A 26,615-nucleotide genomic window follows, 5' to 3' on the forward strand; every position below is an offset into this window, starting at 1 on the left:
GATCGATGCACGAGCCCGTCAGGGTTCGTGCCGCCGGCAAATCAGCAAGAAAAAACCGGCCTTGCCCGTTCGGGTGCAAAGCCGGTTCCAACGTTCATTCAATACCGGCAGTTACAGCAAAATGCCTTCATGCGCGTTTTTTGTGACACTATTATTGATGCTGACGATCGGCTCGCGACTTTTTGCATCGCGCTTGACCGAAATCTTGTGCTTCGTGCCGTTCAGCGTCACTTCCGCCGAGTAGCCGTCCCAGGCCTCCGGCAACACCGGTCGGATGACCAGCTTGTCGCCATGTCGGCGGATGCCGAGAATACCCTCGACGCCGGCGCGGTAGAGCCAGCCGGCCGACCCGGTATACCAGGTCCAGCCGCCGCGTCCGGCGAGCGCGCCTTCGCCATAGATATCGGCGGCGACCACATAGGGCTCGACCCGATAGTGGTCCGCGTCTTCGCGGCTGAGGGCATGCGAGACAGGGTTCAGCATCTGGAAGACACGCCAGGCTTCCTCGGCCCTTCCCTGCTCGGCAAAGGCCAGCGCCACCCAGGTCGCCGCATGGGTATATTGGCCGCCGTTCTCCCGTACGCCAGGCGGATAGGCCTTGATATAGCCCGGGTCCTGCCTGGTTCTTTCAAGCGGCGGCGTGAACAGCCGGACAATGCGGCGATCCGGATCGACGAGTTCGGCCATGACCGCATCCATCGCATTCTGCGATCGCTGCTCGTCACCCTCGCCTGAAAGCACGCTCCAAGACTGGCCGATCGAATCGATCCGGCATTCGTCGCTTTCGCTCGATCCGAGCGGCGCGCCATCGTCGTAGTAGCCGCGACGATAGTAGTCACCATCCCAGCCGGCTTCGTCGAGCACCTTTTTCAAGGTGGCGAGATGCGCTTCCCAATGGCTGACGCGCGCCTTGTCCTTGCGCTCGCGGGCAAAGGGCAGGAAGCCGCGCAGCGTGCCCGCCAGGAACCAGCCGAGCCAGACGCTGGTGCCGCGGCCGGCAATGCCGACGCGGTTCATGCCGTCGTTCCAGTCGCCGCCGAGAATGAGCGGCAGGCCATTTTCGCCGCTGCGCTTGATCGCGAGATCGAGTGCGCGGGCGCAATGCTCGTAGACGTCGGCGATCTCGTCCGAGATCTCCGGCTTGTAGAAGCTGTCGTGCTGCCCTTCCTCGAGCGCCGGTCCGGTGATGAAGGCGATCTTCTCACCGAGAATGTCGGCGTTCCCCGTCACTTCGCAGTAGTGCGTGACGGCATGGGCAAGCCAGACGACATCGTCCGAGATCATTGTTCGCACGCCGGCGCCGGTGCCCGGCAGCCACCAATGCTGCACGTCACCCTCGACGAACTGCCGCGCGGCCGCGTTGAGGATCTGTGCCCGTGCCAGTTCCGGCCGATGGATCAGGAACGCCAGCGTATCCTGCAGCTGGTCGCGGAAGCCGAAGGCGCCGCTCGCCTGGTAGAAGGCCGAGCGTGCCATGATCCGGCAACCAAGGCTCTGATAGGGCAGCCAGTTGTTGATCATGGTGTTGAAGGCCGCATCCGGCGTTTCCACCTTCACGATGTCGGTGAACTCGGTCCAGAAGGACTTGGCGGCGTCCATGACGGTGTCGAACGCAGTCTGGCGCAACTCGCCGAGAACCGAGCGCATCTGCTCGTCGTTGTCGGCGTCGCCGAGGATGAAGGTGAGCTGCTTTTCGGCACCGGGCTCGATCACCAGATCGGTCGCCAACGCCGCACAGGCGTCGCCATCCACATCGATCGAGCCGGAAAGCTCGGCGCCAGCGAAAACGGCCTGCGGCACCAGAATGCCGCCGACCCGCCCGAGGAACTCGCGACGGCTTGCCGTATGGCTCACACCTTCACCGCCATCGACAGCAAAGAAGGCCGAACGACCGGCATAGTCGATGCTGTAGGGGTTGGTTGCAACCAGCGCATCGGAGGCTTCGTCCCAGGTCGACAGAACGAAGGGCGCCATGCGGGCCCGGTTGTTGCCGAGCACCCATTCGGCAAAGCCGTAGACCTTCAGCTGGCGGGCAGCCGTGGAGCGGTTGCGGATCGAGATGCGGACCAGCTTGGCCGGCAAGGTCCGGTGCACCGTGTGGGCTGCCTCGATATCGAGATCGTCCTGTGTGCTGCGGAATGTCGAATAGCCAAGTCCGTGGCGCGTCTCGAAGACGACCGACCGGCTGCGCGACAGGGCAGCGTATGGCGTCAGCACTGCGCCGCTCGCCATGTCGCGGATGAAGACCGCTTCGCCCGGCCGGTTGACGACCACATCGTTGGCCCACGGCGTCAGCTGGTAGTCGCGCGAGTTGCGGCTCCAGGTGAAGGCGGCCCCTTCGGCCGAAACGTGGAAGCCGAACTGCTCGTTGGAGATGACGTTGATCCACGGCTGCGGTGTCGCCTCGCCGCCGCGCAGGCGCACGACATATTCGCGCCCACCTTCGGCAAAGCCGCCGTAGCCGTTCCAGAAATCGAGACCGTCACCGACAATCTCCGCATCGACGGCGTCGGCCGGCTGCTGCGGGGCGGCGAGCAGAGCGAAGTTGCTTTCGCTGCCCTTCACCGGTGGCGTCGAATAGAGCGAATTGGCGCGGGCGATCTGGTCGGAGATCGTGCCGTTGCGGGCATGGAAGACGGCGCGGGAAGCCGACAAGAGCGTCGACCAGGTCTCCGCCTCCATCAGGTCGCGGCGCACCGAGAAGATGTGCTGGCGCGGACCGTCGGAGAGGCCGCGAAGCCTCAGGTTCTCGCACATCGAATCGAGCGCGTGCTGCATGTCCTGGGCATAGGACGAGGCCCGCTCGTTGATGATCACCAGATCGGCGGTAATGCCGCGCGCGCGCAGATATTCCTGTGCCCTGAGGGCCTCACGAGCGATGCCGAGGTCACCGTCATCGTTGATGCGCAGGCAGAAGATCGGGAAGTCGCCCGAGATTGCCAGCGGCCAGAGCGTTGACTGCGACGCGAGCCCCGCCTGAACCGTTGCGGTATCGGCGCGCAGGTGCATGTCGGGGTAGACGAGGTAGCGTCCGAGCATCTGGAAGCTTGCGGCCTCCTGCGAGGTGACGCCGACATGGCGCATCTGCACCTGACTGCGCGTCCAGGCATGGATCAGCTCGTGATTGAAGGTTTCCGTGTGCCTGTAGCGATCGATGGCGCGGTCGACGGCCTCGCGGTTCGGGGCCGCGATCGTCCAGAAGACGACGCTGACCTTCTTGCCGGCCGGAACCCGAACGACACGTCGAAGCGACATGATCGGGTCGAGCGTAAAGCCATCGGTTCCCGAAAGCACCGCGTCGGTGTCGAAGGCGGCGGCCTCGGCAAGGGTGCGCCCCTGGCCGATGAAGCGGCGACGGTCGGTCTCCGCCTCGGTCGGACGGTCGCTGCCGGCATTATCGGTGACGAGATGCGCCACTTCCATATCCGGATCGCCTGAGCTGCGCTTGTTGCGGCTGACATGGATGACGTCGCCGCGCCGGCTGATCTCCGTGCGCAGGAACATCTTGGAGAAGGCGGGATGCGCGCTGTCGGCCTCGTCGGTCGACAGCACCGGTTCGGCATAGGACGTCACCTCGATGAAGCGGTCCTGCGTTCCGGTGTTGAGCAGGATGACGCGGCGGCCTTCGGCATCGTGCTCGGTGGCAACGATGCACTCGACTTCGCTGGTGAGGTCGCCGACGGTCTTGACGAATTCGGCCTTGTCGTCACCGAACCGCGTCAGGAGCTTTTCGCCGACGGCGCGCCGGGGCTCGGCGGTGGCCGACCACCAGTCGCCCGTCGTCGTGTCGCGCAGGAAAATGAAGGTGCCCGTGCGGTCCTCGACCGGGTCCGGCTTCCAGCGGGTGACCGACTGGCCGTTCCAGCGGGCATAACCGGCACCGGTTGCCGTCAGCATGACGGCGTAGTGGCCGTTGGACAGGAACACGGTTTCGCGGTCCTGGGCGAGCGGGTTTTCGATGACCCGAACCTCCGGACGCAACAGATCGTCCTGGCCCTTGCCGAGCGATTCCGGCTCGCGCTTGGCGTTCATGATCGGAATATCGCGCGGCGCCTTTTCCTGCAGCAGCAGTTCGGCCGCCTCGATTACCGGATCGGCGTGGAACCATTCGCGCAGCCTGCCGGTGAATACGACGTTGGCGACAGCGGCGATCGACATGCCATGGTGGTGGGCATAGTAGTTGCGCACGACGGCGCATTTCTGCCCCTCGGGCACGCGCGTCGGCGTGAAGTCGACGGCATCGTGGAAGCCGTAAACGCCGAGCGCCCCGACTTCGCGCAGTCGACCGAGATTGGCGAGCGCCGCCTTCGGATCGTACATGCAGGCGAGAATGGAGGCGTAGGGCGCGATGACGGCGTTCTGCCCGAGGCCACGCTTGAGGCCAAGCGTCGGCACACCGAAGTTGGTGTACTGGTAGGTCAGCTCGTGGTCGCGCGCATTGAAGGCCGCTTCGGAGATGCCCCACGGCGTGCCGAGACGGCGGCCGTGATTGATCTGCTCCTTGACCACCAGATTGTTGGTCTGGTTGAGGATACCGCCCTGCCGCTCCTGCATCACCAGCGGCGGCATCAGATATTCGAACATCGAACCGGACCAGGAGATCAGCGCGCCACGCGCGCCGATCGGCACGATCGGACGGCCGAGCTTGTACCAGTGCTCGGTCGGCAGGTCGCCCTTGGCGATCGCGAACAGGCTGGTCAGACGGGCCTCGGACGCCAGAAGATCGTAGCAGGCCTCGTCGAGCTCATTGGCGTTGACGCGGAAGCCGATTGACAGCAGGCGACGCTCGGGCCGGAACAGGAAGCCGAAATCCATCGAGAAGGCGATGTCGCGAGCACGATCCTTTAGAACCGCCAAGCGCTGGCGCAGCGCTTCGATGGCGCCAAGATCGAACACGCCGTCGGCAATATGCGCTTCGCAGGTGGTGACCAGCGCGTTCGCCCACTTCGTCACTTCGCTGCTCTGGGCCGTGCGAACCTCATGGTCGAGGTTGACGGTCAGCTTGTGCATGTCGCGCGCCAGAACGGCGAGATTGATCACGCGGATCGATGCGAATTCATGCTCGCGCTTGACGGCAGCCAGAGCATTCTGGAAGCCGACGATGCGCTCCTCGATCAGGCGGCGCAGCGGGCGAACGGTCTTGCGGTCGTCAGGCAGGTCGTTCAGCACCTCGGCAAGAATGGCGACGACGTCGCCAATGCCGTCAAGGCTGCCCTGGACATGCGCCGACGGCGCTTCCGCCCATTCCCGACACATGGACGACACGGCGATCAGGTGGCCGGCAAGATTGCCGCTGTCGACCGACGAGATGTAGCGCGGCTCCATCGTTTCGAGCGTGTTGGTGCGGTACCAGTTGAACAGGTGGCCGCGATATTTCGGCATCCGGTCGATGGTCGCAATCGTCTGCTCCAGGCGGTTGATCGTTTCTTCGAAGCCGATCCAGCCGAAGTCGCGTGCCGACATGACCGAGAGTAGGTAGACGCCGATATTGGTCGGCGAGGTGCGCTCGGCCAGCACCGGCTGCGGCGTTTCCTGGAAGTTGTCCGGCGGCAGAAAATTCTGCTCGGCGGTCACGAAGGTCTCGAAATAGCGCCAGGTGCGCCGCGCGATCAGGCGCATTTCCTCGATCGCCTCGTCGGAAACGACCAGCTGGTCCTCGGTTTCGGCCGATTGGCTGACGAACCACGCGACAGCGGGAGAAAGCGCCCAGAGCAGGGCAAAGGGAATGCCGATGAAGGGCAGGCCGGTATCGGAAATCGCCGCAAGCGCCAGCGACAGAACCGACAGCGCCGGTGCGATCCACATCGCCTTGTAATAATCACCGATGCTTCCATGCCCGGCACTTTGCACCTGGGCAGCGGTGCGCCATTCCAGCATCAGCTTGCGGCTGACGAAGGTGCGGTAGAGCGAACGCACGATCGCGTCGCCCATCATCGCCGCGCCATGGGCGATGAAGACGATGCGAAGGGCGACCTGGGCATTGGCGGCACGAACTTCGGTCAGCACAGCATGGAGGTGGGCACGGGCGACGATGTCGTTGCGGCGCGGCAGGAGGCCATTGATCAGCGACAGCGTCGGGGCGACGAACAAGCTGAAGATCAGCACGATCTGCCAGATCAGCGCCTCGGTCGGCTGCATGTAGTACCAGCCCATGACAGAGGCGACGAGCCAGGCGCAGGGGATCAGCGAACGGCGCAAATTGTCGTACATCTTCCACCGGCCGAGCATCGACAGGCCGTTCGACGGGTTGAAGATATAGGGCAGCAGCTGCCAGTCGCCGCGGGCCCAGCGATGCTGGCGCGACATCTCTACCTCGTAGCGGGTCGGGAAATCCTCGACGAGTTCGACGTCCGTCACCAGCGCGCAGCGCACAAACGAGCCTTCGAGCAGGTCGTGGCTGAGAACGGCATTTTCCTCGATCCGCCCCTTGAGCGCGGCCTCGAAAGCATCGACGTGATAGAGGCCCTTGCCGGTGAAGCTGCCTTCGCCAGCGATGTCCTGGTAGACGTCGGAAACGGTGAAGACATAGGGGTCGATGCCACGATTGGCCGAGAAGATGCGCTGGAAGGCCGAGGCTTCGCTTCCAGTCGTCAGCGACGGCGTCACGCGCGGCTGTAGCAGGCTGTAGCCGGCAATCACCTTCTGTGTTTCCGGGTCGACGATCGGGCGGTTGATCGGGTGGTACATCTTGCCGACGAGCTTCGTCACCGCGTCGCGCATCAGGCGCGTATCGGCGTCGAGCGTCATGACATATTGAACGTTCTCCGGCACGGTATTGGCGCCCTGGAGGAACGAGGTGTCGCGATCGCCGCGCAGCAGCATGTTCAGCTCATGCAGCTTGCCGCGCTTGCGCTCCCAACCCATCCATACGCCTTCCGCCTCGTTGAAGAGGCGGCGGCGGTGCAGCAGGAAGAAACGCGTCCTGCCGTCATAGGCATAACGCGCCGAAAGCTCGGCAACCTCGCGCCGGGCATAGTCGAGAACATCGGTATCGGCCGGGGTTTCCTCGAACTTGCTGTCGATCCAGTCGCTGAGCAGCGCGAAAGAGATCTCGCCGCGCGGATTGGCGAGGTAGTGAACCTCGAGATTGCGCACGAGTTCGTCGACATGGTCGCGCTTGGAGATCAGGCAGGGCACGACGACGAGCGTGCGGGCATATTCCGGAACGCCATCGAGGAACTCATAGCCGACCAGGCGCGACGGTTTGACGAACAGCGTGACGAGCGTGTTGAACAGACCCATCGCACCTTCGGACGCCGGCAGCGCAAACAGCAGAAGCATGATCAGCTTCGCGCCGTTCGGAATATCCATCGGGCTGACGAAGGCATAGACGGCGACCATCGCCAGGATCGTCAGGAGAATGTTCGGTCCGGCGATCGCAAACCAGTCGAGCTTGCGGCTGAGGCGAATGATGCTCTGCAGCACCGACGGCCGGTAGCCGATCTTCTGCTCGAGCGCCTTGCGCTGCTTGCCGACAAGGAAGGAGCCAACGTTCGGCTCATGAAGCTGCGGCTCGACTGCAGCCACCGCTTCCGCTTCCTTCACCATCTCGATGGCGATCTGGGTGACTTCGTATTCGCTGTGGCCGGAGCGGCGCGCCAGCTTTTCGATCGTATCGCGGTATTTGTTGCGCGAGCCGAATTCGAGCGCGGCGTAATCGGAACCATCGCGCAGCGCCGCATCGATCTTGCTGACGCTTTCGAACCAGACGGCCCAGTCGGTATCGTCGATCTCGCGCAGGCTGCGGATGATGTTGCTCATCGTCGCATTGCCTGACGACAGGCGGTTCTGCTCGGCGACCAGCGCGTCCTCGACGTCGCTGCCGCGCTTCTCGAGCTGTTCCTCGATCCAGGCGATCACCGAGCCGGAGGTCTGCGAGCCATCGCGCATGCGGTAGAGCAGCTGGGCGACGAAGGTATTGTCCGCCGCAAGCGCCTCGGATTCGGCCAGCAGCGCTCGCAACTTTTCCGGGTCGTTGTGACGGATGATCTGGTCGGCGATGTCGTTGGCCTTGCGCCGCATGCCGCGCGAACGCTCGACGCGGATGGCGATGCGCCGCAGGTTCTCGATGAGAACGAAGCGCAGGATCGAGGGCAAGGCCCACAATTCGCCGATCTTGAACGTGTCGTGCTTCTGGAAGCCCTCGACCATCGCGGTAATGCTTTCCCGCGAGACCGTGCTGTGCGTATGGGCGACATAGAGCCAGGCGAGCGCCATCGTGCGCGGAATGACTGTTCCGGAGACGGACAGCGTGGGCAGCTGGCGATAGAACTTGCGCGGGAAGTCGCGGCGGACTTCCTGGATCGCTTCCTCGACCACGTGGTGGTTGTCGAGCAGCCATTCGGCGGCCGGCGTGATCGACGCCCCCGCTTCGACATCAGCCGCTGTTGCCCGATACACCCTCAGGATTTCGTTTTCATTCTCGCGGTGGCGCGGGCGGAATTCGAACGGGAAGAAGCCCGGCAGGGACGGTGCGCCCTTGAGCGCAAGGGTCTCGCCGCTTTGCCGCAGATCCTCCATCGAGAAAAAGGTCGAGCGGATCGAATCGTTGTAATCGATCTGTTTCGCTTCCGGTTCGCGAGAAGAGGAGGTCGGCGTGTTGTGAAGGGGCATGGGTGCTGGTTCTGAATCCAACCGGGGTTGATCGGCCCGGCTCTCGTTGTTCTGCCGGGTTGGCTGCGGTCCTGAAGTTCCAGGCTTGGCCGGCACGTTGCTAGACACGGTCATGTGTCCTCCCATCCGCCGTCATTTTCCGGCAAACCGGAAACTGGCGGAAACTGGCGCCGCCCTTGAACTGGGCATCAGAGAAAGCAAAGCCGGCGGCGCATTGGTTTTCAAGGCCGCGTGATGCATGAAAGTGGCATTTTTTAGCCGTGGTGCCAACAGCTTGCAAGGATCGGCGGCGCAAGTTTGGACGAATTGCGCACACTCTCATCGGGCGAAAACGCAATAGTCCGCGCTCGCCTATGGCAACCTCAAATCTATGTATCAATTTTGCCCCTTCCCGGCGCATCTCTGGGTAGCAGTCCGTCGCGAAACGCCGACGGCGTCAGGAAGGTTCCGGCCATCGGTCGAAACATGTTCGAGGATGGGAAACCTACCCGACCTGTTCAGTGATCCATTCGCGGAAGGCGAGACTGATCGGGTTTTCGAGTTTGCCTTCCGGAACCGCGAGATAATAACTGTTCTCCGTCTGCATCGGCCGGTCGAGAACGATGCGCAATGTTCCCGCTGCCAGCTCCTGTTCGATCAGATAGCGGGGCAGCAAGGCGAAACCGAGACCGGCCGTGGCCGCCTCGATCACCATCGAGAACTGATCGAAGCGGTTACCGCGATAGGCACCCCTTCCATCCATGCCGTTGGCCTCGAACCATTGCGCCCAGAGTTTGGGTCGCGTCGCCAGGTGCAGCAGCGGACCGCCGACGATATCCTCCAGCGTCGCCACCGGATTGGCCGCAAGCAGGGTCGGGCTTGCCGCCGGCACGATGATCTCGCTGCAGAGATAGCTGCAGGTGGCATGCGCCCAAACCGGCTGGCCGTAGTGGATGGCGATGTCGAAGTTCTGCTCGTCGAAATCGAAGGGTGCCGACCGCGACGCGATATTGACCACGGTATCGGGGTGCTGGCGAAGAAAATCCGGCAGCCGCGGCACCAGCCAACGGCTGCCGAAGGTCGGCAGCGACGCGATCGACAATGTCGAGTCGGCGCGCGCCGAGGCCATTGCCCGCACCATCAGCTCTTCGGTCTGGTTGAGCAGGCGGCGAACCTCGGGCAGGAACTTCTGCCCGGCCTCGGAGAGAATGACGCGCTGGCGCACCCGCTCAAACAGGAGAACGCCGAGCTGGTTCTCCAGATCCTTGATCTGACGGCTGACGGCACTCTGGGTCAGATTGAGTTCGGCGGCTGCCTGCGTGAAGCTGCCGTGCCGTGCCGCGCATTCGAAAGCCTGCAGCGTCGTAACATCAGGAACCAGTCTGCGGCTTAACTTCATTCCAGCCTCGCATCAACATAGTCACAAGCAGCGCGATCAATGGCCGCTTCCTTTGGATATGATCCGAAATGAGAATGACCTTGTCCTTCACCCATAGCGCGAGGCGAGCCCCAGTGAAAGAGAATAGTTTCGTATCCGCCGATGATATCCGTTCGGCCTTTTCCGCAGCCATGTCGGTCATGTACCGCGAGGAAGTGCCTGCTTACGGCACGCTGATGGAACTGGTTGCCAAGGTCAACGACGATACGCTCAATGCCGACCCGGCGCTGAAAGAGCGCCTCGATGCGACGGATTCGCTTGATCGCATTTCCGAGGAGCGCCACGGCGCAATCCGTCTCGGCACGCCTGCTGAACTCTCGATGATGCGTCGCGTCTTTGCTGTCATGGGCATGTACCCGGTCGGCTACTACGATCTTTCGACCGCCGGCGTACCGGTGCACTCGACCGCCTTCCGCCCGGTTGGCGAAACCGCTCTGAAGCGCAATCCCTTCCGTGTCTTCACCTCGCTTCTTCGCCTTGACCTGATTGCGGACGAGAGTCTGCGCGCCGCATCCGAGGCGATCCTGGCCGAGCGTCGGATCTTTACGCCTGTTGCCATCGAACTCGCCGAAAAGGCCGAGCGTGATGGCGGCCTCGACAAGGCCGACGCCGAGCGTTTCGTCTCCGAAGTGCTGGAGACCTTCCGCTGGCACGACAGGGCCAATGTCAGCGCCGACATGTACAAGCGCCTGCATGACGCCCACCGGCTGATCGCCGACGTCGTGTCGTTCAAGGGCCCGCATATCAACCACCTGACGCCGCGCACGCTGGATATCGACCAGGTCCAGGCGCTGATGCCCGAATTCGGCATCGCGCCGAAGGCCGTCGTCGAAGGTCCGCCGACCCGCAAATGCCCAATCCTGCTTCGCCAGACCTCGTTCAAGGCGCTGGAAGAGGCCGTTTCCTTCCGTGATGGCGGCGGCGACTGGAAAGCCGGCTCGCACACCGCCCGCTTCGGCGAGATCGAGCAGCGCGGCATTGCGCTCACTCCCAAGGGCCGTGCGCTCTACGACGAGCTTCTGGAAGCCTCGCGCAAGATCGTGCGCCCGGCAGCCGACGGCTCCAACGCCCGCGACTATGAAGCCGCGCTTGCCAAAGCCTTCGAAAGCTTCCCCGACACCTGGGCAGGCATTCGCGAAGCCGGCCTTGGCTATTTCAGCTATTCACTGACCGAGAAGGGCTTGAAGACCCGGATTTCCGACCGCCGCGATATCAACACGCTGATCGCCGACGGCCTCGTGCAGTTCGACGCCATCGTCTACGAAGACTTCCTGCCGGTCAGCGCCGCAGGCATCTTCCAGTCCAATCTCGGCGACGGCGCGCAGCAGGCTTTTGTCGCAAGCCCGAACCAGAAGCGCTTCGAGATTGACCTCGGCGCCACAGTGCTCAACGAGTTCGATCACTATGCCGGCATCGAAGAGGCATCGATCGAAAGCTGCCTGCGGGCCTTGACCGCAGCCATGGCTGCGGAATGATGCGTTCACGATGATTGAACAGGTACACATAGACGCGCTGACCGGCATCCTTGGCGACAAGGGTGTGGTCACGCGTGCTGAAGACATGGAAGCCTACGAGACCGGCGCGCGCTACGATCGTGGCCGGGCTTCGGTCGTTCTGCGGCCGGCGACAACAGTGGAAACCTCGGCAACCGTTGCCTATTGCGTGCGTCATGGCATCGCCCTGATCCCGCAATCGGGCAATACCGGACTGGTCTCGGGCTCGACCCCTGATAGTTCCGGCAACGAAGCGATCCTCAGCCTCGACCGCCTCACCAAAGCGTTCGAACTCGATCTCGACAATCGTTCGGTGCGCGTCGATGCCGGGTTCAGGCTTTCCGATCTCAACCGCCGGCTGGAAGAACATGGCCTGTTTTTCCCGATCGATCTCGGCGCCGATCCGCGCATCGGCGGCATGATCGCCACCAACACCGGCGGCTCGCGTTTCCTGAAATACGGCGACGTGCGCCGCAACACGCTGGGCCTCACCGTGGTTCTCGCCGATGAAGACGGCACCGTGCTCGATCTTCAATGCGACCTGCGCAAGAACAACACCGGCGTCGACTGGAAGCAGGTCTTCGTCGGCACGTCGGGCGCCTTCGGCATCATCACGGAATGCGTGCTCAATCTGGAGCGCCTGCCGCAGCAGACGGCGACCGCATTGCTGGTGCCGGCAAGCGGCGCCCATGTGCTGCCGCTGCTGCGCGCCATGGAAGAGCGGCTCGGCGCCTACCTCTCGGCCTTCGAGGGCATGTCGAGCAACGCCGTCAAGGCGGCGTTCGCGCATGTGCCTTCGCTGAAGAACCCGTTCCAGGGCGGACACGTCCCTGAATACGTCATTCTCGCGGAAATCAGCCGCACCTGGGCCCCACGCGAAGGCGAGCAATCGCTCGACGCCGTGCTTGAAACGGTGCTGGCCGAGATCTGGGAGATGGAGACGGCACCGCTCGCCGACGCGTTCGTCGGCCCGCCGCATGAGGTCTGGGCGCTGCGCCACGCACTTTCGGAAGGTGTGAAACACCTGGGCAAGCTGATCGCCTTCGACGTCTCCTTCCGCAGGGGTGACATCATGGCCTTCTGCGACCATATGAAGGCCGAAATGCCGACGAGGTTTCCTGATGTCACCGTCTGCGACTTCGGCCATATCGGCGATGGTGGTGTACACTTCAATCTCGTGGTGCCGAAGGACAGCGCGCTGCTCAGCGATCCGACATTCGAGCAGCGTTTGAGAGAATGGGTTTTCGCCGTGGCGGTCGAGGAGTATCACGGCAGTTTCAGCGCGGAACATGCGATAGGCCGCCGCAACCAGGCCTACTACGACGTTTATACAACCGACAAACTCAAGGACATGGCCGCGGGCCTGAAGACGCTCACCTCGCCGGGGAAACTCGGCAGCGTGCGCTTCGGATAGGCCAGGGCAGGAAAACGGGAGTCAGACCAGATGAACATTGCAACGAAGAAGATCGACGTCACCAAGGAGGCAGCAGCCCTCCTCGAGAAGATGGGCGTCGCCAAGGAACTCTACACCGGCGGCGACATGCCGTCGTTCAGCCCGGTCACGGGCGAACAGATCGCCAGCCTGAAGACGGTTTCGGCCACGGAGGCTGCCGCCAAGATCGACAAGGCGCATGAAGCCTTCAAGGCCTGGCGCCTCGTTCCGGCACCGAAGCGCGGCGAATTGATCCGCCTGCTCGGCGAAGAGCTACGCGCCTTCAAGGCCGACCTCGGCCGCCTCGTTTCGATCGAAGCCGGCAAGATCACCTCCGAGGGCCTCGGCGAAGTTCAGGAAATGATCGACATCTGCGATTTCGCAGTCGGCCTTTCCCGCCAGCTCTACGGTCTGACGATCGCCACGGAGCGTCCCGGCCACCGCATGATGGAAACCTGGCATCCGCTCGGCGTCGTCGGCGTCATCTCCGCCTTCAACTTCCCGGTCGCCGTCTGGTCGTGGAACACGGCGCTGGCGCTCGTCTGCGGCAACTCCGTCGTCTGGAAGCCGTCGGAAAAGACCCCGCTCACGGCGCTTGCATCGCAGGCTATCTTCGAACGCGCGCTTGCCCGCTTCGGCGACGCCCCGGAAGGCCTGTCGCAGGTTCTGATCGGCGACCGCGCCGTCGGTGAAGTCCTCGTCGACAACCCGAAGGTTCCGTTGGTCTCGGCCACCGGCTCGACCCGCATGGGCCGCGACGTCGGCCCGCGTCTTGCCAAGCGCTTCGCCCGCGCCATCCTCGAACTCGGCGGCAACAATGCCGGTATCGTCTGCCCATCGGCCGATCTCGACATGGCGCTGCGCGCCATCGCCTTCGGCGCCATGGGCACCGCCGGCCAGCGCTGCACGACCATGCGCCGCCTGTTCGTGCATGAAAGCGTCTACGACCAGCTCGTTCCCCGCCTGAAGAAGGCCTATGGCTCGGTCTCGGTCGGCAATCCGCTGGAAACCACCGCACTCGTCGGCCCGCTGGTCGACAAGGCCGCTTTCGACGGCATGCAGAAGGCAATCGACGAAGCCAAGGCCCATGGCGGCGCCGTCACCGGCGGCGAACGCGTCGAGCTCGGTTATGCCAACGGCTACTACGCCAAGCCCGCCCTGGTCGAAATGCCTGAGCAGGCAGGCCCGGTCCTCGAAGAAACCTTCGCGCCGATCCTCTACGTCATGAAGTACAGCGACTTCGACGCAGTCGTTGCCGACCACAATGCGGTTGCAGCCGGCCTGTCCTCGTCGATCTTCACCCGCGACATGCAGGAATCCGAACGGTTCCTGGCCGTCGACGGCTCGGATTGCGGCATCGCCAACGTCAACATCGGCACCTCAGGTGCGGAAATCGGCGGCGCCTTCGGCGGTGAAAAGGAAACCGGCGGCGGCCGCGAATCGGGCTCCGATTCGTGGAAGGCCTACATGCGTCGCGCCACCAACACGGTGAACTACTCGAAGGCCCTGCCACTGGCACAGGGCGTCTCCTTCGATATCGAGTAGGACCAAGCGATGACCATCAACGCAACGGTCAAGGAGGCGGGCTTCAAGCCCGCCTCGCGGATCTCTTCGATCGGAGTATCCGAAATCCTCAAGATCGGCGCGCGCGCGCAAGCGATGAAGCGCGAGGGCAAGCCGGTCATTATTCTCGGCGCAGGCGAGCCGGATTTCGACACGCCTGACTACGTCAAGCAGGCCGCCTGCGAGGCGATCCAGCGCGGCGAAACCAAATACACCGCACTCGACGGCACGCCGGAACTGAAGAAGGCGATCCGTGAAAAGTTCCAGCGCGAGAACGGCCTCGCCTACGAACAGGACGAGATCACCATTGCCACCGGCGCCAAGCAGATCCTGTTCAACGCCATGATGGCGACGATCGACGCCGGCGACGAAGTTGTCATTCCGACGCCGTACTGGACCTCCTATTCGGATATCGTCCAGATCTGCGAAGGCAAGCCGGTGCTGATCCCCTGCGACGCGGCCTCCGGTTTCCGGCTCACCGCCGACAAGCTCGAAGCGGCGATCACGCCGAAGACGCGCTGGGTGCTTCTCAACTCACCCTCCAACCCTTCGGGTGCCGCCTACAGCGCTGACGACTACCGGCCGCTGCTCGACGTGCTCTTGAGGCATCCGCATGTGTGGCTGCTGGTCGACGACATGTACGAGCACATCGTCTATGACGGCTTCCGCTTCGTCACCCCGGCCCAACTGGAGCCTCGGCTCAAGGACCGCACCCTGACGGTCAACGGTGTCTCCAAGGCCTATGCCATGACCGGCTGGCGCATCGGCTATGCCGGTGGTCCGCGCGAGCTGATCAAGGCGATGGCTGTCGTCCAGAGCCAGGCGACCTCCTGCCCGTCTTCGGTCAGCCAGGCCGCTTCGGTGGCAGCCCTGACCGGCCCGCAGGATTTCCTGAAGGAACGCACGGCCAGCTTCCAGCACCGCCGCAATCTCGTCGTCAACGGCCTCAACGCCATCGACGGTCTCGACTGCCGCGTTCCGGAAGGCGCCTTCTACACCTTCTCCGGCTGCGCCGGCATGCTCGGCAAGGTGACGCCTTCGGGCAAGACGATCGAGACGGACACGGACTTCTGCGCCTACCTGCTCGACGACGCCCATGTCGCCGTTGTCCCCGGCTCGGCCTTCGGCCTGTCGCCGTTCTTCCGCATCTCCTATGCGACGTCGGAAGCGGAACTGAAGGAAGCGCTCATGCGCATCGCCGACGCCTGCGCTCGGCTTTCGTAACTCGGAAGTAGCCCCTCACCCTAGCCCTCTCCCCGCTTGCGGGGAGAGGGGACGGTCGCGCAAACAGCTGCCTCTCTACTCCTGTTCGCAAAGAGAGTATGAGGCGCTGGCGGCATATCCCTTCTCCCCGCAGGCGGGGAGAAGGTCGCGGCAGCGGGATGAGGGGCGCCCGCTCCCTTCCTTCAAAACGTCGGCGGCGTGCAGGCGCTGATCACCTCGCAAGGTACCGGCCCGACGCAACGAAATCGGTGCGGTCGCCGGCTTTCGAAATAGTACGCATCCCCAGGCCCGAGAATCCGCCGCTCGTCGTCGACGGTGACCTCAATGCGCCCCGACAGCACGATGCCGCCCTCCTCGCCTTCATGCACCAGCGGCACTTTTCCAGTGTCCGCGCCCGGCTGATAACATTCCTTCAGGATCTGCAGGCTGCGGCCAAAGAGATTGTCGCCGATCTGGCGATAGGAGATCGGCCCTTTGCCGATCTCGACCAGTTCCTCTGCGGCGTAGAATGCCTTGCGCGGCCGTTCAGGCTCGAACGAAAAGAACTCCGCAAGTCCGATCGGTATGCCGTCGAGGATGCGCTTCAGTGCGCCGACCGACGGATTGGACGCATTCGACTCGATCAGCGAGATCGTCGAGTTGGTCACGCCCGCTCGCTTGGCAAGTTCGCGCTGCGAAAGATTGTGCATCAGCCGGAGGTGGCGAAGCCGGTTTCCAATGTCGACGCTCATGGGTGTCCATCTCGGTGTTCAGGTTGTTCGAAATATCGCAATTTCGCAAACCTCGTTGTATAAAATTCAATGGCTTGAACGACAACAGAAAAGGACTTGTTTGGCAATTCAAATCATGGCGTCAATCCCCTGATCTTCAGGAGGATGCCATGAACCAGCACACCAAACCCAACGCCCCCGTACTCGACAGCTACTGGATGCCCTTTACCGCCAACCGGCAGTTCAAGGCGGCACCGCGCTTGCTCGCCTCCGCCGAGGGCATGCACTACACCAGCACCGATGGCCGCACGATCCTCGACGGCACCGCCGGTCTCTGGTGCGTCAACGCCGGCCACGGCCGCCGCCAGATCGCGTCAGCCGTCGAACGCCAGCTGTCGACGATGGATTTCGCCCCCTCCTTCCAGATGGGCCACCCGATCGCCTTCGATTTTGCCGAACGCCTTGCCGAAATCGCGCCGGGGCCGGAAGGCCAGAAGCTCGACCGCGTGTTCTTCACCGGCTCGGGCTCGGAATCGGTTGACACGGCGCTGAAGATGGCCATCGCCTATCAGCGCGCGATCGGCCAGGGCACTCGCACGCGGCTGATCGGGCGCGAGCGCGGCTACCACGGCGTCGGCTTCGGCGGCATTTCGGTGGGCGGCATCCTCAACAACCGCCGCGTCTTCCCGCAGCTTCCCGGTTCCGACCATCTGCGCCACACCCACGACCTTGCCAAGAATGCCTTCGTCAAGGGCCAGCCCGAGCACGGCGCCGAACTTGCCGACGATCTCGAACGGCTGGTGGCGCTACACGGCGCCGAAACCATCGCCGCCTGCATCGTCGAGCCGGTTGCCGGTTCGACGGGCGTGCTCATCCCGCCGAAGGGCTATCTCGAGCGGCTGCGCGCGATCTGCGACAAACACGGCATCCTGTTGATCTTCGACGAAGTCATCACCGGCTTCGGTCGCCTTGGCGCTGCGTTCGCCACCGACTTCTTCGGCGTCACCCCGGACCTGGTGACGGCGGCGAAGGGGCTCACCAACGGCGCCATCCCAATGGGCGCGGTCTTTGCCAGCCGCAAGGTGCACGACGCATTGATGCACGGCCCGGAAAACCAGATCGAGCTCTTCCACGGCTACACCTATTCCGGCCACCCGGCCGCCTGCGCCGCGGGTATCGCCACGCTCGACATCTATCGCGATGAGGGCCTGATGACCCGCGCCACCGAGCTGCAGGACGCCTGGCATGATGCCATGCATTCGCTGAACGGCCTGCCGCATGTCATCGACATCCGCACCATCGGCCTCATCGCCGGCATCGAGCTGCAGTCACGCGAGGGTGCTGTCGGCGCCCGCGCCTATGAGGTCTTCGTCGATTGCTTCGAAAAGGGGCTGCTGATCCGCGTGACCGGCGACATCATCGCCTTCTCGCCGCCGCTGATCGCCGACGAAAATCACTTCGGCGAAATCGTCTCGATCCTCGGCGATGCCTTGAAGCGCGCCAAGTAAAAACAAGAGATCATGGTCGCCGCCGAAACGTTTGGCGGCGACCATGACACGCAGATTTTCTGTTCTGCCTTGAGCCGGAGAATCCGGCTAACGGATTAGCATCGCCCTGAAGTCATTGACATTGGTTCCAGTCGGACCGGGCGCGAAAAGATCGCCACTCACTGAGAATGCCGACCAGGCATCGTGGCGCGCCAGATGCGCCCGCGGATCAGCACCGGCAGTACGCATGCGACTGACGCTGCCGCCATCGGCAAAGGCGCCGGCATTGTCCTCAGACCCGTCGATGCCGTCCGTATCCGCCGCCAGGGCATCGATCCCGTCGAGCCCCTCGATGTCGAGCGCCAGCGACAGCAACAGCTCGCTGTTGCGGCCGCCTTTGCCGTAATCCTTGCCCGATATCGTCACAGTCGTTTCGCCGCCGGAAAGCAGCACGACCGGCTTTTCGAAAGGTTGATTGCGCTGGGCGACTTCACGCGCCAGCGCCGCATGCATGCGGCCGATATCGCGCGCCTCGCCTTCAATCGCATCAGAAAGAATGCGCGCCTCTACACCCAATTCCTGCGCCGTCCTTGCTGCAGCCTCCAGCGAGACACGCGCCGACGCAATCACGTGGCATTCGTGCCGACGGAAAACCGGTTCGGACGGATCAGGTGCCCGCGCGGCACCGGATCGCAAGTGGGCCACCACGCCATCGGGAAGAGCCATGCGATAGCGGCCGACGATCTCCAGCGCCTCCTCCACCGTCGACCCGTCAGGCACTGTCGGGCCCGAGGCAACGAAAGCGGGGTTGTCGCCGGGAACGTCGGAAACGACGAGGCTGACGACACGCGCCGGCCCAGCGGCCGCCGCAAGACGGCCTCCCTTGATGCGCGACACATGTTTGCGCACGACGTTCATCGCGGAAATCGGTGCGCCGGAGGCAAGCAGCGCCCGGTTGACGGCGATCTCGTCGGCAAGCATCAAACCCTCCGGCGGCGCCGGCAGCAAGGACGATCCACCACCCGAAATCAGAGCGACAACCAGATCGTCAGCGGTCAGGCCTTCCACCAGCTTCAGCAGCTCTTCCGACGCCCGAAGGCCAGCCTCATCCGGCACCGGATGGGCGGATTGCAACACGCGAATGCGCTCGCAGCGTTCAATCGGCCCGTGGCGCGCAACGACGGCGCCGGTCAGCGGGTGATCCCACAGCTTTTCGAAAGCTGCGGCCATCTGGCTTGCGGCCTTGCCCGCGCCGACAACGATCGTTCGTCCCTTCGGCTTTTCCGGCAGATGCGCGCGGATCGCCTCATAGGGATCGGCGGCGCGGACGGCCGCGTCGAAAAGGGCGGTGAGAAAGGGACGCGCTTCGAAGGCCGCCATCGTCTTCAGCCCGCGATTTCGAGATCGTAGACGAAAATGCCGTCGATGCCGCCTTGCGCCGCCGCGACGATCTTTGCACCGGTCTGCCGATGCTCCGGATCGTCGAGATAGGCGTCACGCGCGGCTGCGTCGGAGAAATCGACGATGAAACCCTCGGCATACCCTTTGTCCATGCCCACTTCCGGGCTGACATTGGCGCCGGCATAGGTCGCGAGAAGGCCGGGAAGCCGGCTTTTTAGCGCCGCGATCTCGGCGAAGATCGACGCTTTCTCATCCGCCGAAACGTCTGGACGAAAGCGAATGAAGACACAGTGGCGGATCATGGTTTTCCTCAACGGATATCGGCGCGGGCACGTGGCCGGGCATCGTTTCGTTCATGGGCGAAGATCTCCGGCGGCAAGGGCTGGCGCTCGCGAATGATGTCGGCGCCCTTTTCGCCCATCATGATCGTCGGCCCGTTGGTGTTGCAAGAGGGAACGCGCGGCATGACCGAACTGTCGCAGACGCGAAGGCCCTCCAGCCCACGCACTTTCAGATCGAGTCCGACCACGGCCATGGCGTCGGTGCCCATCTTGCAGGTGCCGACCGGGTGGTGGTCGGTCTTGGCATTGGCGCAGCCATAGTCGAAGAACTGCTCGTCGGAGACGACAGTGTTGCCCGGCAAACGTTCCGCCAGCACGAAAGGCTTGAGGGCGGCCTGCTGCATGATCTCGCGGGCTATCTTCAGCCCCTCGATCGACATCTTGCGGTCGTGCGGATCTTCCCAGTAATTCGGATCGATCAGCGGCGCTGCGGCCGGATCAGCGTCGGAAAGCCTGACGGTGCCGCGTGAGCGCGGATGCAGATAGGCGGAATTGAGCGTCACGCCGGCGTTCTTCAGTCGCGCGACGCCAGCCTCGATGCCGGAGCCGAGGCCGAGGTGGAACTGGATATCCGGCGAGCGGGCATCCGGGTCGGCGTACCAGAAGCCGCCGGTCTCAAACAGGCTCGATGCCACCGGGCCGGAGCGGAAAAGCACGTATTGCAGGCCGGCCCAGAGCGTCCGGTGCAGCTTCGCGACGTTGTCATAGGTGTGATCGCCGGTGCATTCGGAAATGACGAACAGATCGAGGTGGTCCTGCAGATTGCCACCGACGCCGGGTAGGTCGTGCTTTACCGGCACGCCCACCGACTTCAGGTGATCCGCCGGGCCGATACCGGATTGAAGGAGCAGCTTCGGCGAACCGATGGCGCCCGACGTGACCAGAACTTCCCGCTCCGCCCGGATCGTCTCGCTTCCCTTCGCCGTCACCACCTCGACGCCGACGGCGCGCGTACCCTCGAGCACGATCCGGGCGACGCGCGTTCCGGTGCGAACGGTAAGGTTCCGGCGGTCCTTGATCGGTGAGAGATAGGCAAGCGACGCGCTCGAACGCCGGCGATTGCGCTGCGTCAGTTGGTAGAAGCCGACGCCGGCCTGCTGACGGCCGTTGAAATCGTGATTGTAGGGAATGCCGAGTTCCTGGCCGGCGCGGATGTAGGCATCGCAGATCGGCAAGGTAGAAACCGGCATCGAGACGCCGAGCGGACCGCCATAGGCATGATAGTCGTCGGCGAAGCGCTGGTTGTCTTCGGCGCGCTTGAAATAGGGAAGAACGCTGCGATAGTCCCAGCCGGCACAGCCGTCCTCGGACGCCCAGAGGTCATAGTCGGCCGCATTGCCGCGGGTGTAGAGCTGGGCATTGATCGACGAACCGCCGCCGATGACCTTGGCCTGGGTGTAGCGCAGCACCCTGCCCTTCATGTGTTTCTGTGGCACGGTCTCCCAGCCCCAACTTGCAACTCCCTTGGTCATCTTGGCAAAACCGGCCGGCATGTGAAACAGCGGGTTCCAGTCGCCGCCACCCGCCTCCAGCAACAGGACGCGGACCGACGGATCCTCAGAGAGACGGTTGGCGAGAACGCAGCCGGCAGGGCCGGCACCGGTGATGATATAGTCGTATGTCATTGCCTGTCTTCCTCCACGGCACGGCATTTGGAACGTTCCAAATTTCCGACGTGTTAAACTCGAAACCTGCTCGCCGTTGCGAGCCCCGGACTGCCCTGCACTATTTTCTAGAGTCGACCGATCGACAGGCCGCCATCGGCCTGGATGACTGAGCCGGTCGCAAAGCCGAATTTGCCGCTGGCAAGCCCTGCGGCGATGTTGCCGATGTCTTCTGGCTCGCCCCAGCGTTTCATCGGCACCAGTCCGCCGTCGATCAGGGCGTCGTATTTCGCCGAGACGCCAGCGGTCATGTCAGACCGGATGACCCCGGGCCGGATTTCGAAGACGGAGATGCCTGTGTCGGCCAGCCGCAAGGCGAGCCCCTGGCTGAAGGCGGCAAGGCCGGCCTTGGTCATGCAATAGTCGAGCCGCTCGGGCGAACTCATGGTCGCGGAAACCGATGTGATGTTGATGATTGAACGTGGTGCCGCACCTGGCGGCTCGGTGAGCATCGAGAGCAACACGGCCTGGGTGAAGAACACTGTGCCGCGCAAGTTGGTGGCGACGATCGTGTCGAAATTCTCCGGCAGAAGGTCGAGAAAGTCGCCGCGCACGACGGAGGCGATGCCGGCGTTGTTGACGAGGCAGCGGATCGGGCCCAGTTCCTGGCGGATGCAGGCGACGGTGGCGGCATGCGCGCCGATATCGGCGAGATTGGCCTCGAGGTAGATGGCGCGACCGCCTTGCGCCGATAGCTCGGAGAGCGTGGCTTGCGTCGCTTGATCCGCCGCACCGAGCCCCGTCAGCGCTATGTCGAAGCCGTCGCGCGCCAGTGCCCGGGCCACGCCGAGTCCGATTCCGCGCCGGCCACCGGTGACAACAGCCACGGGACGCGTCGATGTCGTCATGCTCTCAGCTCCTTCGCAACGATATGGTCGGCAACGCGCAGCGCCTGTGCCGCCACCGTCAGCGCCGGGTTGACCGCAGCGGACGTTGGCAGGAAGCCGGCATCGACGACAAAGAGGTTCGGATGATCGAAGGCGCGGCAATAAACGTCGAGCGGCGCCTGACCGGGATCGGTGCCCATCCGGATCGTGCCGCACTGGTGCGACGGCGTGCGCTTGTCGAAGGCCTGGGAGAGCACGATCGGATAGCCTGCAGCTTTGAAGTGGGCGCGCATCTTCGCTTCGAGCCCGGAAAGCGCCTCCATGTTCGAGCGCCGCCACTGCATGATGATGCCCTTGCCGTCGACCATGATGCGGCTTTCCGGGTTCGGCAGGTCCTCCGTCATCATGTACCAGTCGACCGCATGACCGGCCATGAAATCCAATGCGAAGCGCGGCGCCCAGACCGGCGCATTGGCCTTGAGGATGTCACCGTTGATCTTGCCGAGCAGCTGGACATTGCCGAGTGGCAAACCGTCCCTGCCGCCGGTCAGGTAATAATCGTTCAGCATCAGCGTCTTCTGGTAGATGCTGTCATTGCGCCTGAACGGATTGATCGCCAGCATGGCGCTGCAATTGTGGTTCATGAAGTTGCGGCCGACCTGGCCGGAGGCGTTGGCGAGCCCCTTGCCATCGCCGGAGCGCAGCAAGATGGCGGCCGAGTTGATCGCGCCCGCCGACAGGATCACCAACTTGGGCGACAGGCGCTTCTTCTCGCCCCTATGGGTGTAATGGACCGCCTCGATCCGGCCGCCCCGACCTTTCTCCAGCGTGTCGACATGCGCGGAGGTGATCAGCTCGATGTTGGGGTCATTCAGCGCGGAGGCGAGCGATGCGGTCTCGGCATCCTTCTTGCCCTTGCCGGTGTTGGGAAACCCGTCCCATGGCGTGCGCCCGCCTGCCAGCCACGTCTCGATGTCGACGCCAAGCGGCAGCGTCGCCGGATTGAGCCCCTGCGCCTTCAACTCGGCGCGCGCGCGAGCAATTGCCGGCTCGTCCGGTACCGGGCCATAAGGGTAGGGCGAGGCGTGGAACGGCTCCGTAGGGTCCTGACCCAATTCGCCACGCACCTCGAACAGTTGCTCGGCTTTGCCGTACCACGGCTCCAGCTCTTCATAGAGAAAGGGCCATGCCGGCGAAACGCCGCCAAGATGCTGCATCTCGGTGAAATCCTCTGCACGGTAGCGCAAGAGCACCGCACCGAAGAGTTTGGAATTGCCGCCAACGAAATAGAAATTGCCCGGATTGAACTCCGTGCCGTCGGCTTCGCGCCACATCTCCTTGGGCCGGAAATGGCCCTTGACGAAGATCGAACTATAGCTGCGCGCTTCCGGTGTGTCGGGCAGGCGCTCGCCGCGCTCGAGTATGGCTATGCGCGCCCCGGAGCCGGCAAGCCCCGCCGCAACGGTGGAGCCGCCGATGCCCGACCCGATGATGACGATATCCGGCTGCTGCTCCATCGGCCGTTACGCGATCCGTTGCTGCGTCTGAGGATCGAAGAACACCGCCTTGTCGAGATTGAAGGCGAGCTGCGACGTCTGGCCGGGTGCGATGCGCGCATCGGCACGCAGGCGGGCGACGACCTCCTTGCCGCCAAGGCGGGTCACCGCAAAGGTGTCCGAACCGGCGGGCTCGACCACCTCGATCAGGCATTCGCCTTCGACGATCGCCTTGGCATTGCGGTCGGCACCGTCAGGGTCGGTCAGTGCTTCCGGGCGGATGCCGAAGACGACGTCCTTGCCGGCATAGGTAGAGAGTGCGCCGCTGGCATGCGGAACGGTGAGCTTCATCGGCTCGGCGTTCGGGCGCGCGAGCGTGACGGCAACATCGGCGCCGTTCCTTTCGATCCGGGCCGTCAGCAGGTTCATGGCCGGCGAACCCATGAAGTCGGCGACGAACATGTTGGCCGGATTGTTGTAGATTTCGGCCGGCGTCCCGAATTGCTGCAGCACGCCATCCTTCAATACCGCGATCTTGGTCGCCAGCGTCATCGCCTCGATCTGGTCGTGGGTGACGTAGACGATGGTTGTCTTCATCCGGTGGTGGAGACGCTTGATCTCGGTGCGCATGTCGACGCGCAGCTTGGCGTCCAGGTTCGACAGCGGTTCGTCGAAGAGAAAGACCTGCGGCTTGCGCACAAGGGCGCGGCCCATGGCGACACGCTGGCGCTGGCCGCCGGAAAGCTGGCTCGGCTTGCGATCGAGCAGATGGCCGATCTGCAGCATGTCGGCGACCTGCTTGATCGCCTTCTCGCGTTCGTCCTTCGGCACGCCGCGGATTTCCATGCCGAAGGCGATGTTGCCCGCAACCGTCATGTTCGGATAGAGCGCGTAGGACTGGAACACCATGGCGATGTCGCGCTTGGACGGGTGCAGATCGGCGACCGACCGGCCGTTGATGGCGATCTCGCCCGAGGTGATTGGCTCCAGCCCGGCAATGGTGTTGAGCAGGGTGGACTTGCCGCAGCCGGACGGGCCGACGAGCACGAGGAAGCCGCCTTCGTCGATCTCCAGATTGATGTCCTTCAGGATCTCGAGCGAGCCGTAGGATTTGCGCAGGTTGCTGATTTTGAGGAACGACATGAGCTTATCCTTTCACGGCGCCGGACATCAGCCCGCGCACGAAGTAGCGGCCGGACACGATGTAGACGATGAGCGTTGGCAGGGCGGCGAGGATCGCGCCCGCGAAATGAACGTTGTATTCCTTGACCCCGGTCGACGAGCTGACGAGGTTGTTGAGCGCCACCGTCATCGGCGTCGAAGAGGCGCCGGAGAAGGATGCCCCGAACAGGAAGTCGTTCCAGATATTGGTGAACTGCCAGATGACCGAGACGACGATGATCGGACCGGACGACGGCAGCAGGATCCGCCAGAAGATCTGGAAGAAGCTGGCGCCATCGATCTGCGCCGCACGCACGAGTTCCGTCGGGAAGGCTTCGTAGTAGTTGCGGAAATAGAGCGTGGTGAAGCCGAGGCCGTAGATCACGTGGACGAAGATCAGGCCCCAGATCGATCCGGCAAGGCCGATGATGCCAAGCACGCGCGCCATCGGGATCAGCACGATCTGGAACGGGATGAAGCACGACAGGAGCAGCATGCCGAAGAAGATGTTGGCACCGGGAAAGCGCCACTTGGTCAGGACGTAGCCATTGAGCGCGCCGATCATCGTCGAGATCGCGACGGCCGGCACCACCATCAGGATCGAGTTGATGAAGAACGGCTTCAGGCCTGTCGGCTGAACTCCGATCTGCGCCGTCGACCAGGCCGAAAGCCAGGGTTCCAGTGTCAGGGTCTGCGGTAGGTTGAGCATGCCGCCCTGGCGGATCTCGTCGAGCGGTTTCAGCGAGTTGACCAGCATGACATAGAGCGGCAGCAGCGAATAGAGCGCAAAGACGATGAGTACCGTGTAGATCAGGGCACGCGTCAGGCGGTTGTGCGAGATGACATTGTCTGGGCTGGGGGCGCTCATGGGCGTTTTCCTCCGCGGATTTCGGAGTAGAGATAGGGAACGATGATCGAGAAGATCATCACCAGCATGATGATGGCCGACGAGGCGCCGATGCCCATCTGGTTGCGGGTGAAGGTGTAGGAATACATGAAAGTCGCCGGCAATTCGGTCGCCTGGCCCGGCCCGCCGCCGGTGAGCGCGATGATCAGGTCGTAGGCCTTGATCGCCAGATGGGCGAGAACGACGAAGGCGGAGAGGAAGACCGGCCGCATCAAGGGAATGATGATCCGCCGGTAGATCGTCGATGTCGGTGCGCCATCGATCTGCGCCGCCTTGATGATCTCGTTGTCGACGCCGCGCAGACCGGCAAGGAACATCGCCATGATGAAGCCGGTCGATTGCCAGACGGCGGCGATCACCACGCAATAGATCGCGTAGTTGCGGTCCTTGATCCAGTTGAACGAAAAGCTCTCCCAGCCCCAGAGGTGCATGGTGTTTTCAAGCCCGATGCCGGGATCGAGGAACCACTTCCAGGCCGTGCCGGTCACGATGAACGACAGCGCCATCGGATAGAGGTAGATCGGCCGTAGGAAGCCTTCCGCCCGGATCTTCTGGTCGAGCAGGATCGCAAGTCCAAGCCCCAGCACCGAGCAGATGGCGATATAGAGCGAAGCGAAGATCGCCAGATTGCTCACCGCCCGCCACCAGTGCGGCAGGGCCCAGAGCTTCTGATAATTGCTGAAACCGACGAAATTGTAGGACGGCAGCATCTTGCTGTCCGTCATCGACAGGAAGCCGGTATAGGCGATGAAGCCATAAACAAAGATCAGGACGATAACGAAGCTCGGGGCAAGGACCAGCTTCGGTATCAGGTCCTGCAGTCGACTGCGGTTATCCATGAACGTTCACCACTTCTGGCGCTCTGCCGTCGGGAAACTC

The 26,615-nt window shown here is 63.3% G+C and carries 16 protein-coding genes; 5 read left to right on the top strand and 11 right to left on the bottom strand.

Annotated elements, in window-relative coordinates; genetic code table 11:
- Positions 1 to 111 precede the first annotated feature (111 nt).
- Together ndvB and IB264_RS18175 are read right to left on the bottom strand one after the other, a co-directional pair.
- Positions 112 to 8,727, bottom strand: coding sequence for a cyclic beta-(1,2)-glucan synthase (gene ndvB / locus IB264_RS18170; protein WP_025425243.1), 8,616 nt, complete (start codon positions 8,725 to 8,727; stop codon positions 112 to 114).
- A gap of 370 nt (positions 8,728 to 9,097) precedes the next feature.
- The gene (locus IB264_RS18175; protein WP_025425244.1) at positions 9,098 to 9,991 is read right to left on the bottom strand and encodes a LysR family transcriptional regulator; all 894 of its coding nucleotides are present in this window, start codon (positions 9,989 to 9,991) and stop codon (positions 9,098 to 9,100) included.
- Positions 9,992 to 10,104: 113 nt separating this feature from the next.
- Here IB264_RS18175 and IB264_RS18180 point away from each other — a divergent pair, with 113 nt between their 5' ends.
- From IB264_RS18180 to IB264_RS18195, 4 genes are read left to right on the top strand one after another with little or no spacing between them, the layout of a single operon-like run.
- Positions 10,105 to 11,505, top strand: coding sequence for a VOC family protein (locus IB264_RS18180; protein ID WP_025425245.1), 1,401 nt, complete (start codon positions 10,105 to 10,107; stop codon positions 11,503 to 11,505).
- 10 nt (positions 11,506 to 11,515) lie between these two features.
- Complete coding sequence (locus tag IB264_RS18185) at positions 11,516 to 12,937, top strand: FAD-binding oxidoreductase (protein ID WP_025425246.1); 1,422 nt, start codon at positions 11,516 to 11,518, stop codon at positions 12,935 to 12,937.
- 30 nt (positions 12,938 to 12,967) lie between these two features.
- The gene (locus IB264_RS18190) at positions 12,968 to 14,500 is read left to right on the top strand and encodes an aldehyde dehydrogenase family protein (RefSeq protein WP_025425247.1); all 1,533 of its coding nucleotides are present in this window, start codon (positions 12,968 to 12,970) and stop codon (positions 14,498 to 14,500) included.
- A 9-nt stretch (positions 14,501 to 14,509) separates the two neighbouring features.
- Positions 14,510 to 15,742: a pyridoxal phosphate-dependent aminotransferase gene (locus IB264_RS18195; protein WP_057210881.1), complete on the top strand. Its 1,233-nt coding sequence runs from the start codon at positions 14,510 to 14,512 to the stop codon at positions 15,740 to 15,742.
- Between the two features lie 182 nt (positions 15,743 to 15,924).
- On the opposite strand, the gene IB264_RS18200 is transcribed toward IB264_RS18195, so the two are convergent.
- Entirely contained in the window at positions 15,925 to 16,473 is a 549-nt protein-coding gene (locus tag IB264_RS18200; RefSeq protein WP_025425249.1) for a cupin domain-containing protein, read from the bottom strand.
- A gap of 149 nt (positions 16,474 to 16,622) precedes the next feature.
- On the opposite strand from IB264_RS18200, the gene IB264_RS18205 reads away from it, so the two are divergent.
- Positions 16,623 to 17,960 carry an aspartate aminotransferase family protein gene (locus tag IB264_RS18205; protein WP_025425250.1) on the top strand — a complete coding sequence of 446 codons (1,338 nt, stop codon included), beginning with the start codon at positions 16,623 to 16,625 and terminating at the stop codon, positions 17,958 to 17,960.
- Positions 17,961 to 18,047: 87 nt separating this feature from the next.
- On the opposite strand, the gene IB264_RS18210 is transcribed toward IB264_RS18205, so the two are convergent.
- The 8 genes from IB264_RS18210 to IB264_RS18245 all read right to left on the bottom strand — a co-directional run bounded on the left by IB264_RS18210 (position 18,048) and on the right by IB264_RS18245 (position 26,575).
- Positions 18,048 to 19,319 (bottom strand): glycerate kinase, encoded by a 1,272-nt coding sequence (locus tag IB264_RS18210; RefSeq protein ID WP_025425251.1) that lies wholly within the window; start codon positions 19,317 to 19,319, stop codon positions 18,048 to 18,050.
- 5 nt (positions 19,320 to 19,324) lie between these two features.
- The gene (locus tag IB264_RS18215; protein WP_025425252.1) at positions 19,325 to 19,642 is read right to left on the bottom strand and encodes a Dabb family protein; all 318 of its coding nucleotides are present in this window, start codon (positions 19,640 to 19,642) and stop codon (positions 19,325 to 19,327) included.
- A gap of 8 nt (positions 19,643 to 19,650) precedes the next feature.
- Positions 19,651 to 21,306, bottom strand: a complete 1,656-nt coding sequence (locus IB264_RS18220; protein WP_025425253.1) for a GMC family oxidoreductase — start codon at positions 21,304 to 21,306, stop codon at positions 19,651 to 19,653.
- Positions 21,307 to 21,413: 107 nt separating this feature from the next.
- Positions 21,414 to 22,193 carry a 3-ketoacyl-ACP reductase gene (locus IB264_RS18225; protein ID WP_025425254.1) on the bottom strand — a complete coding sequence of 260 codons (780 nt, stop codon included), beginning with the start codon at positions 22,191 to 22,193 and terminating at the stop codon, positions 21,414 to 21,416.
- A complete protein-coding gene (locus tag IB264_RS18230; protein WP_025425255.1) occupies positions 22,190 to 23,689 on the bottom strand; it encodes an FAD-dependent oxidoreductase in 1,500 nt (499 codons plus the stop codon). The genes IB264_RS18225 and IB264_RS18230 overlap by 4 nt, the downstream gene beginning before the upstream one ends.
- Before the next feature lie 6 nt (positions 23,690 to 23,695).
- The gene (locus IB264_RS18235; protein WP_025425256.1) at positions 23,696 to 24,811 is read right to left on the bottom strand and encodes an ABC transporter ATP-binding protein; all 1,116 of its coding nucleotides are present in this window, start codon (positions 24,809 to 24,811) and stop codon (positions 23,696 to 23,698) included.
- A 4-nt stretch (positions 24,812 to 24,815) separates the two neighbouring features.
- A complete protein-coding gene (locus tag IB264_RS18240; RefSeq protein ID WP_025425257.1) occupies positions 24,816 to 25,697 on the bottom strand; it encodes a carbohydrate ABC transporter permease in 882 nt (293 codons plus the stop codon).
- On the bottom strand, positions 25,694 to 26,575 hold the full coding sequence (locus IB264_RS18245; RefSeq protein ID WP_025425258.1) for a carbohydrate ABC transporter permease: 882 nt from the start codon (positions 26,573 to 26,575) through the stop codon (positions 25,694 to 25,696). The genes IB264_RS18240 and IB264_RS18245 overlap by 4 nt, the downstream gene beginning before the upstream one ends.
- Positions 26,576 to 26,615: the final 40 nt, after the last annotated feature.

The sequence above is a fragment of the Ensifer sp. ENS11 genome (assembly GCF_014851895.1).
GTDB classification, from domain to species: domain Bacteria; phylum Pseudomonadota; class Alphaproteobacteria; order Rhizobiales; family Rhizobiaceae; genus Ensifer; species Ensifer canadensis.

Bases quoted from the DNA above. Each gene is read 5' to 3' on its own strand.
- IB264_RS18230 (WP_025425255.1), bottom strand. From the start codon at position 23,689: ATGGAGCAGCAGCCGGATATCGTCATCATCGGGTCGGGCATCGGCGGC.
- IB264_RS18220 (WP_025425253.1), bottom strand. From the start codon at position 21,306: ATGACATACGACTATATCATCACCGGTGCCGGCCCTGCCGGCTGCGTT.
- IB264_RS18235 (WP_025425256.1), bottom strand. From the start codon at position 24,811: ATGTCGTTCCTCAAAATCAGCAACCTGCGCAAATCCTACGGCTCGCTC.
- IB264_RS18195 (WP_057210881.1), top strand. From the start codon at position 14,510: ATGACCATCAACGCAACGGTCAAGGAGGCGGGCTTCAAGCCCGCCTCG.
- ndvB (WP_025425243.1), bottom strand. From the start codon at position 8,727: ATGACCGTGTCTAGCAACGTGCCGGCCAAGCCTGGAACTTCAGGACCG.
- IB264_RS18185 (WP_025425246.1), top strand. From the start codon at position 11,516: ATGATTGAACAGGTACACATAGACGCGCTGACCGGCATCCTTGGCGAC.
- IB264_RS18240 (WP_025425257.1), bottom strand. From the start codon at position 25,697: ATGAGCGCCCCCAGCCCAGACAATGTCATCTCGCACAACCGCCTGACG.
- IB264_RS18175 (WP_025425244.1), bottom strand. From the start codon at position 9,991: ATGAAGTTAAGCCGCAGACTGGTTCCTGATGTTACGACGCTGCAGGCT.
- IB264_RS18210 (WP_025425251.1), bottom strand. From the start codon at position 19,319: ATGGCGGCCTTCGAAGCGCGTCCCTTTCTCACCGCCCTTTTCGACGCG.
- IB264_RS18215 (WP_025425252.1), bottom strand. From the start codon at position 19,642: ATGATCCGCCACTGTGTCTTCATTCGCTTTCGTCCAGACGTTTCGGCG.
- IB264_RS18245 (WP_025425258.1), bottom strand. From the start codon at position 26,575: ATGGATAACCGCAGTCGACTGCAGGACCTGATACCGAAGCTGGTCCTT.
- IB264_RS18190 (WP_025425247.1), top strand. From the start codon at position 12,968: ATGAACATTGCAACGAAGAAGATCGACGTCACCAAGGAGGCAGCAGCC.
- IB264_RS18225 (WP_025425254.1), bottom strand. From the start codon at position 22,193: ATGACGACATCGACGCGTCCCGTGGCTGTTGTCACCGGTGGCCGGCGC.
- IB264_RS18200 (WP_025425249.1), bottom strand. From the start codon at position 16,473: ATGAGCGTCGACATTGGAAACCGGCTTCGCCACCTCCGGCTGATGCAC.
- IB264_RS18205 (WP_025425250.1), top strand. From the start codon at position 16,623: ATGAACCAGCACACCAAACCCAACGCCCCCGTACTCGACAGCTACTGG.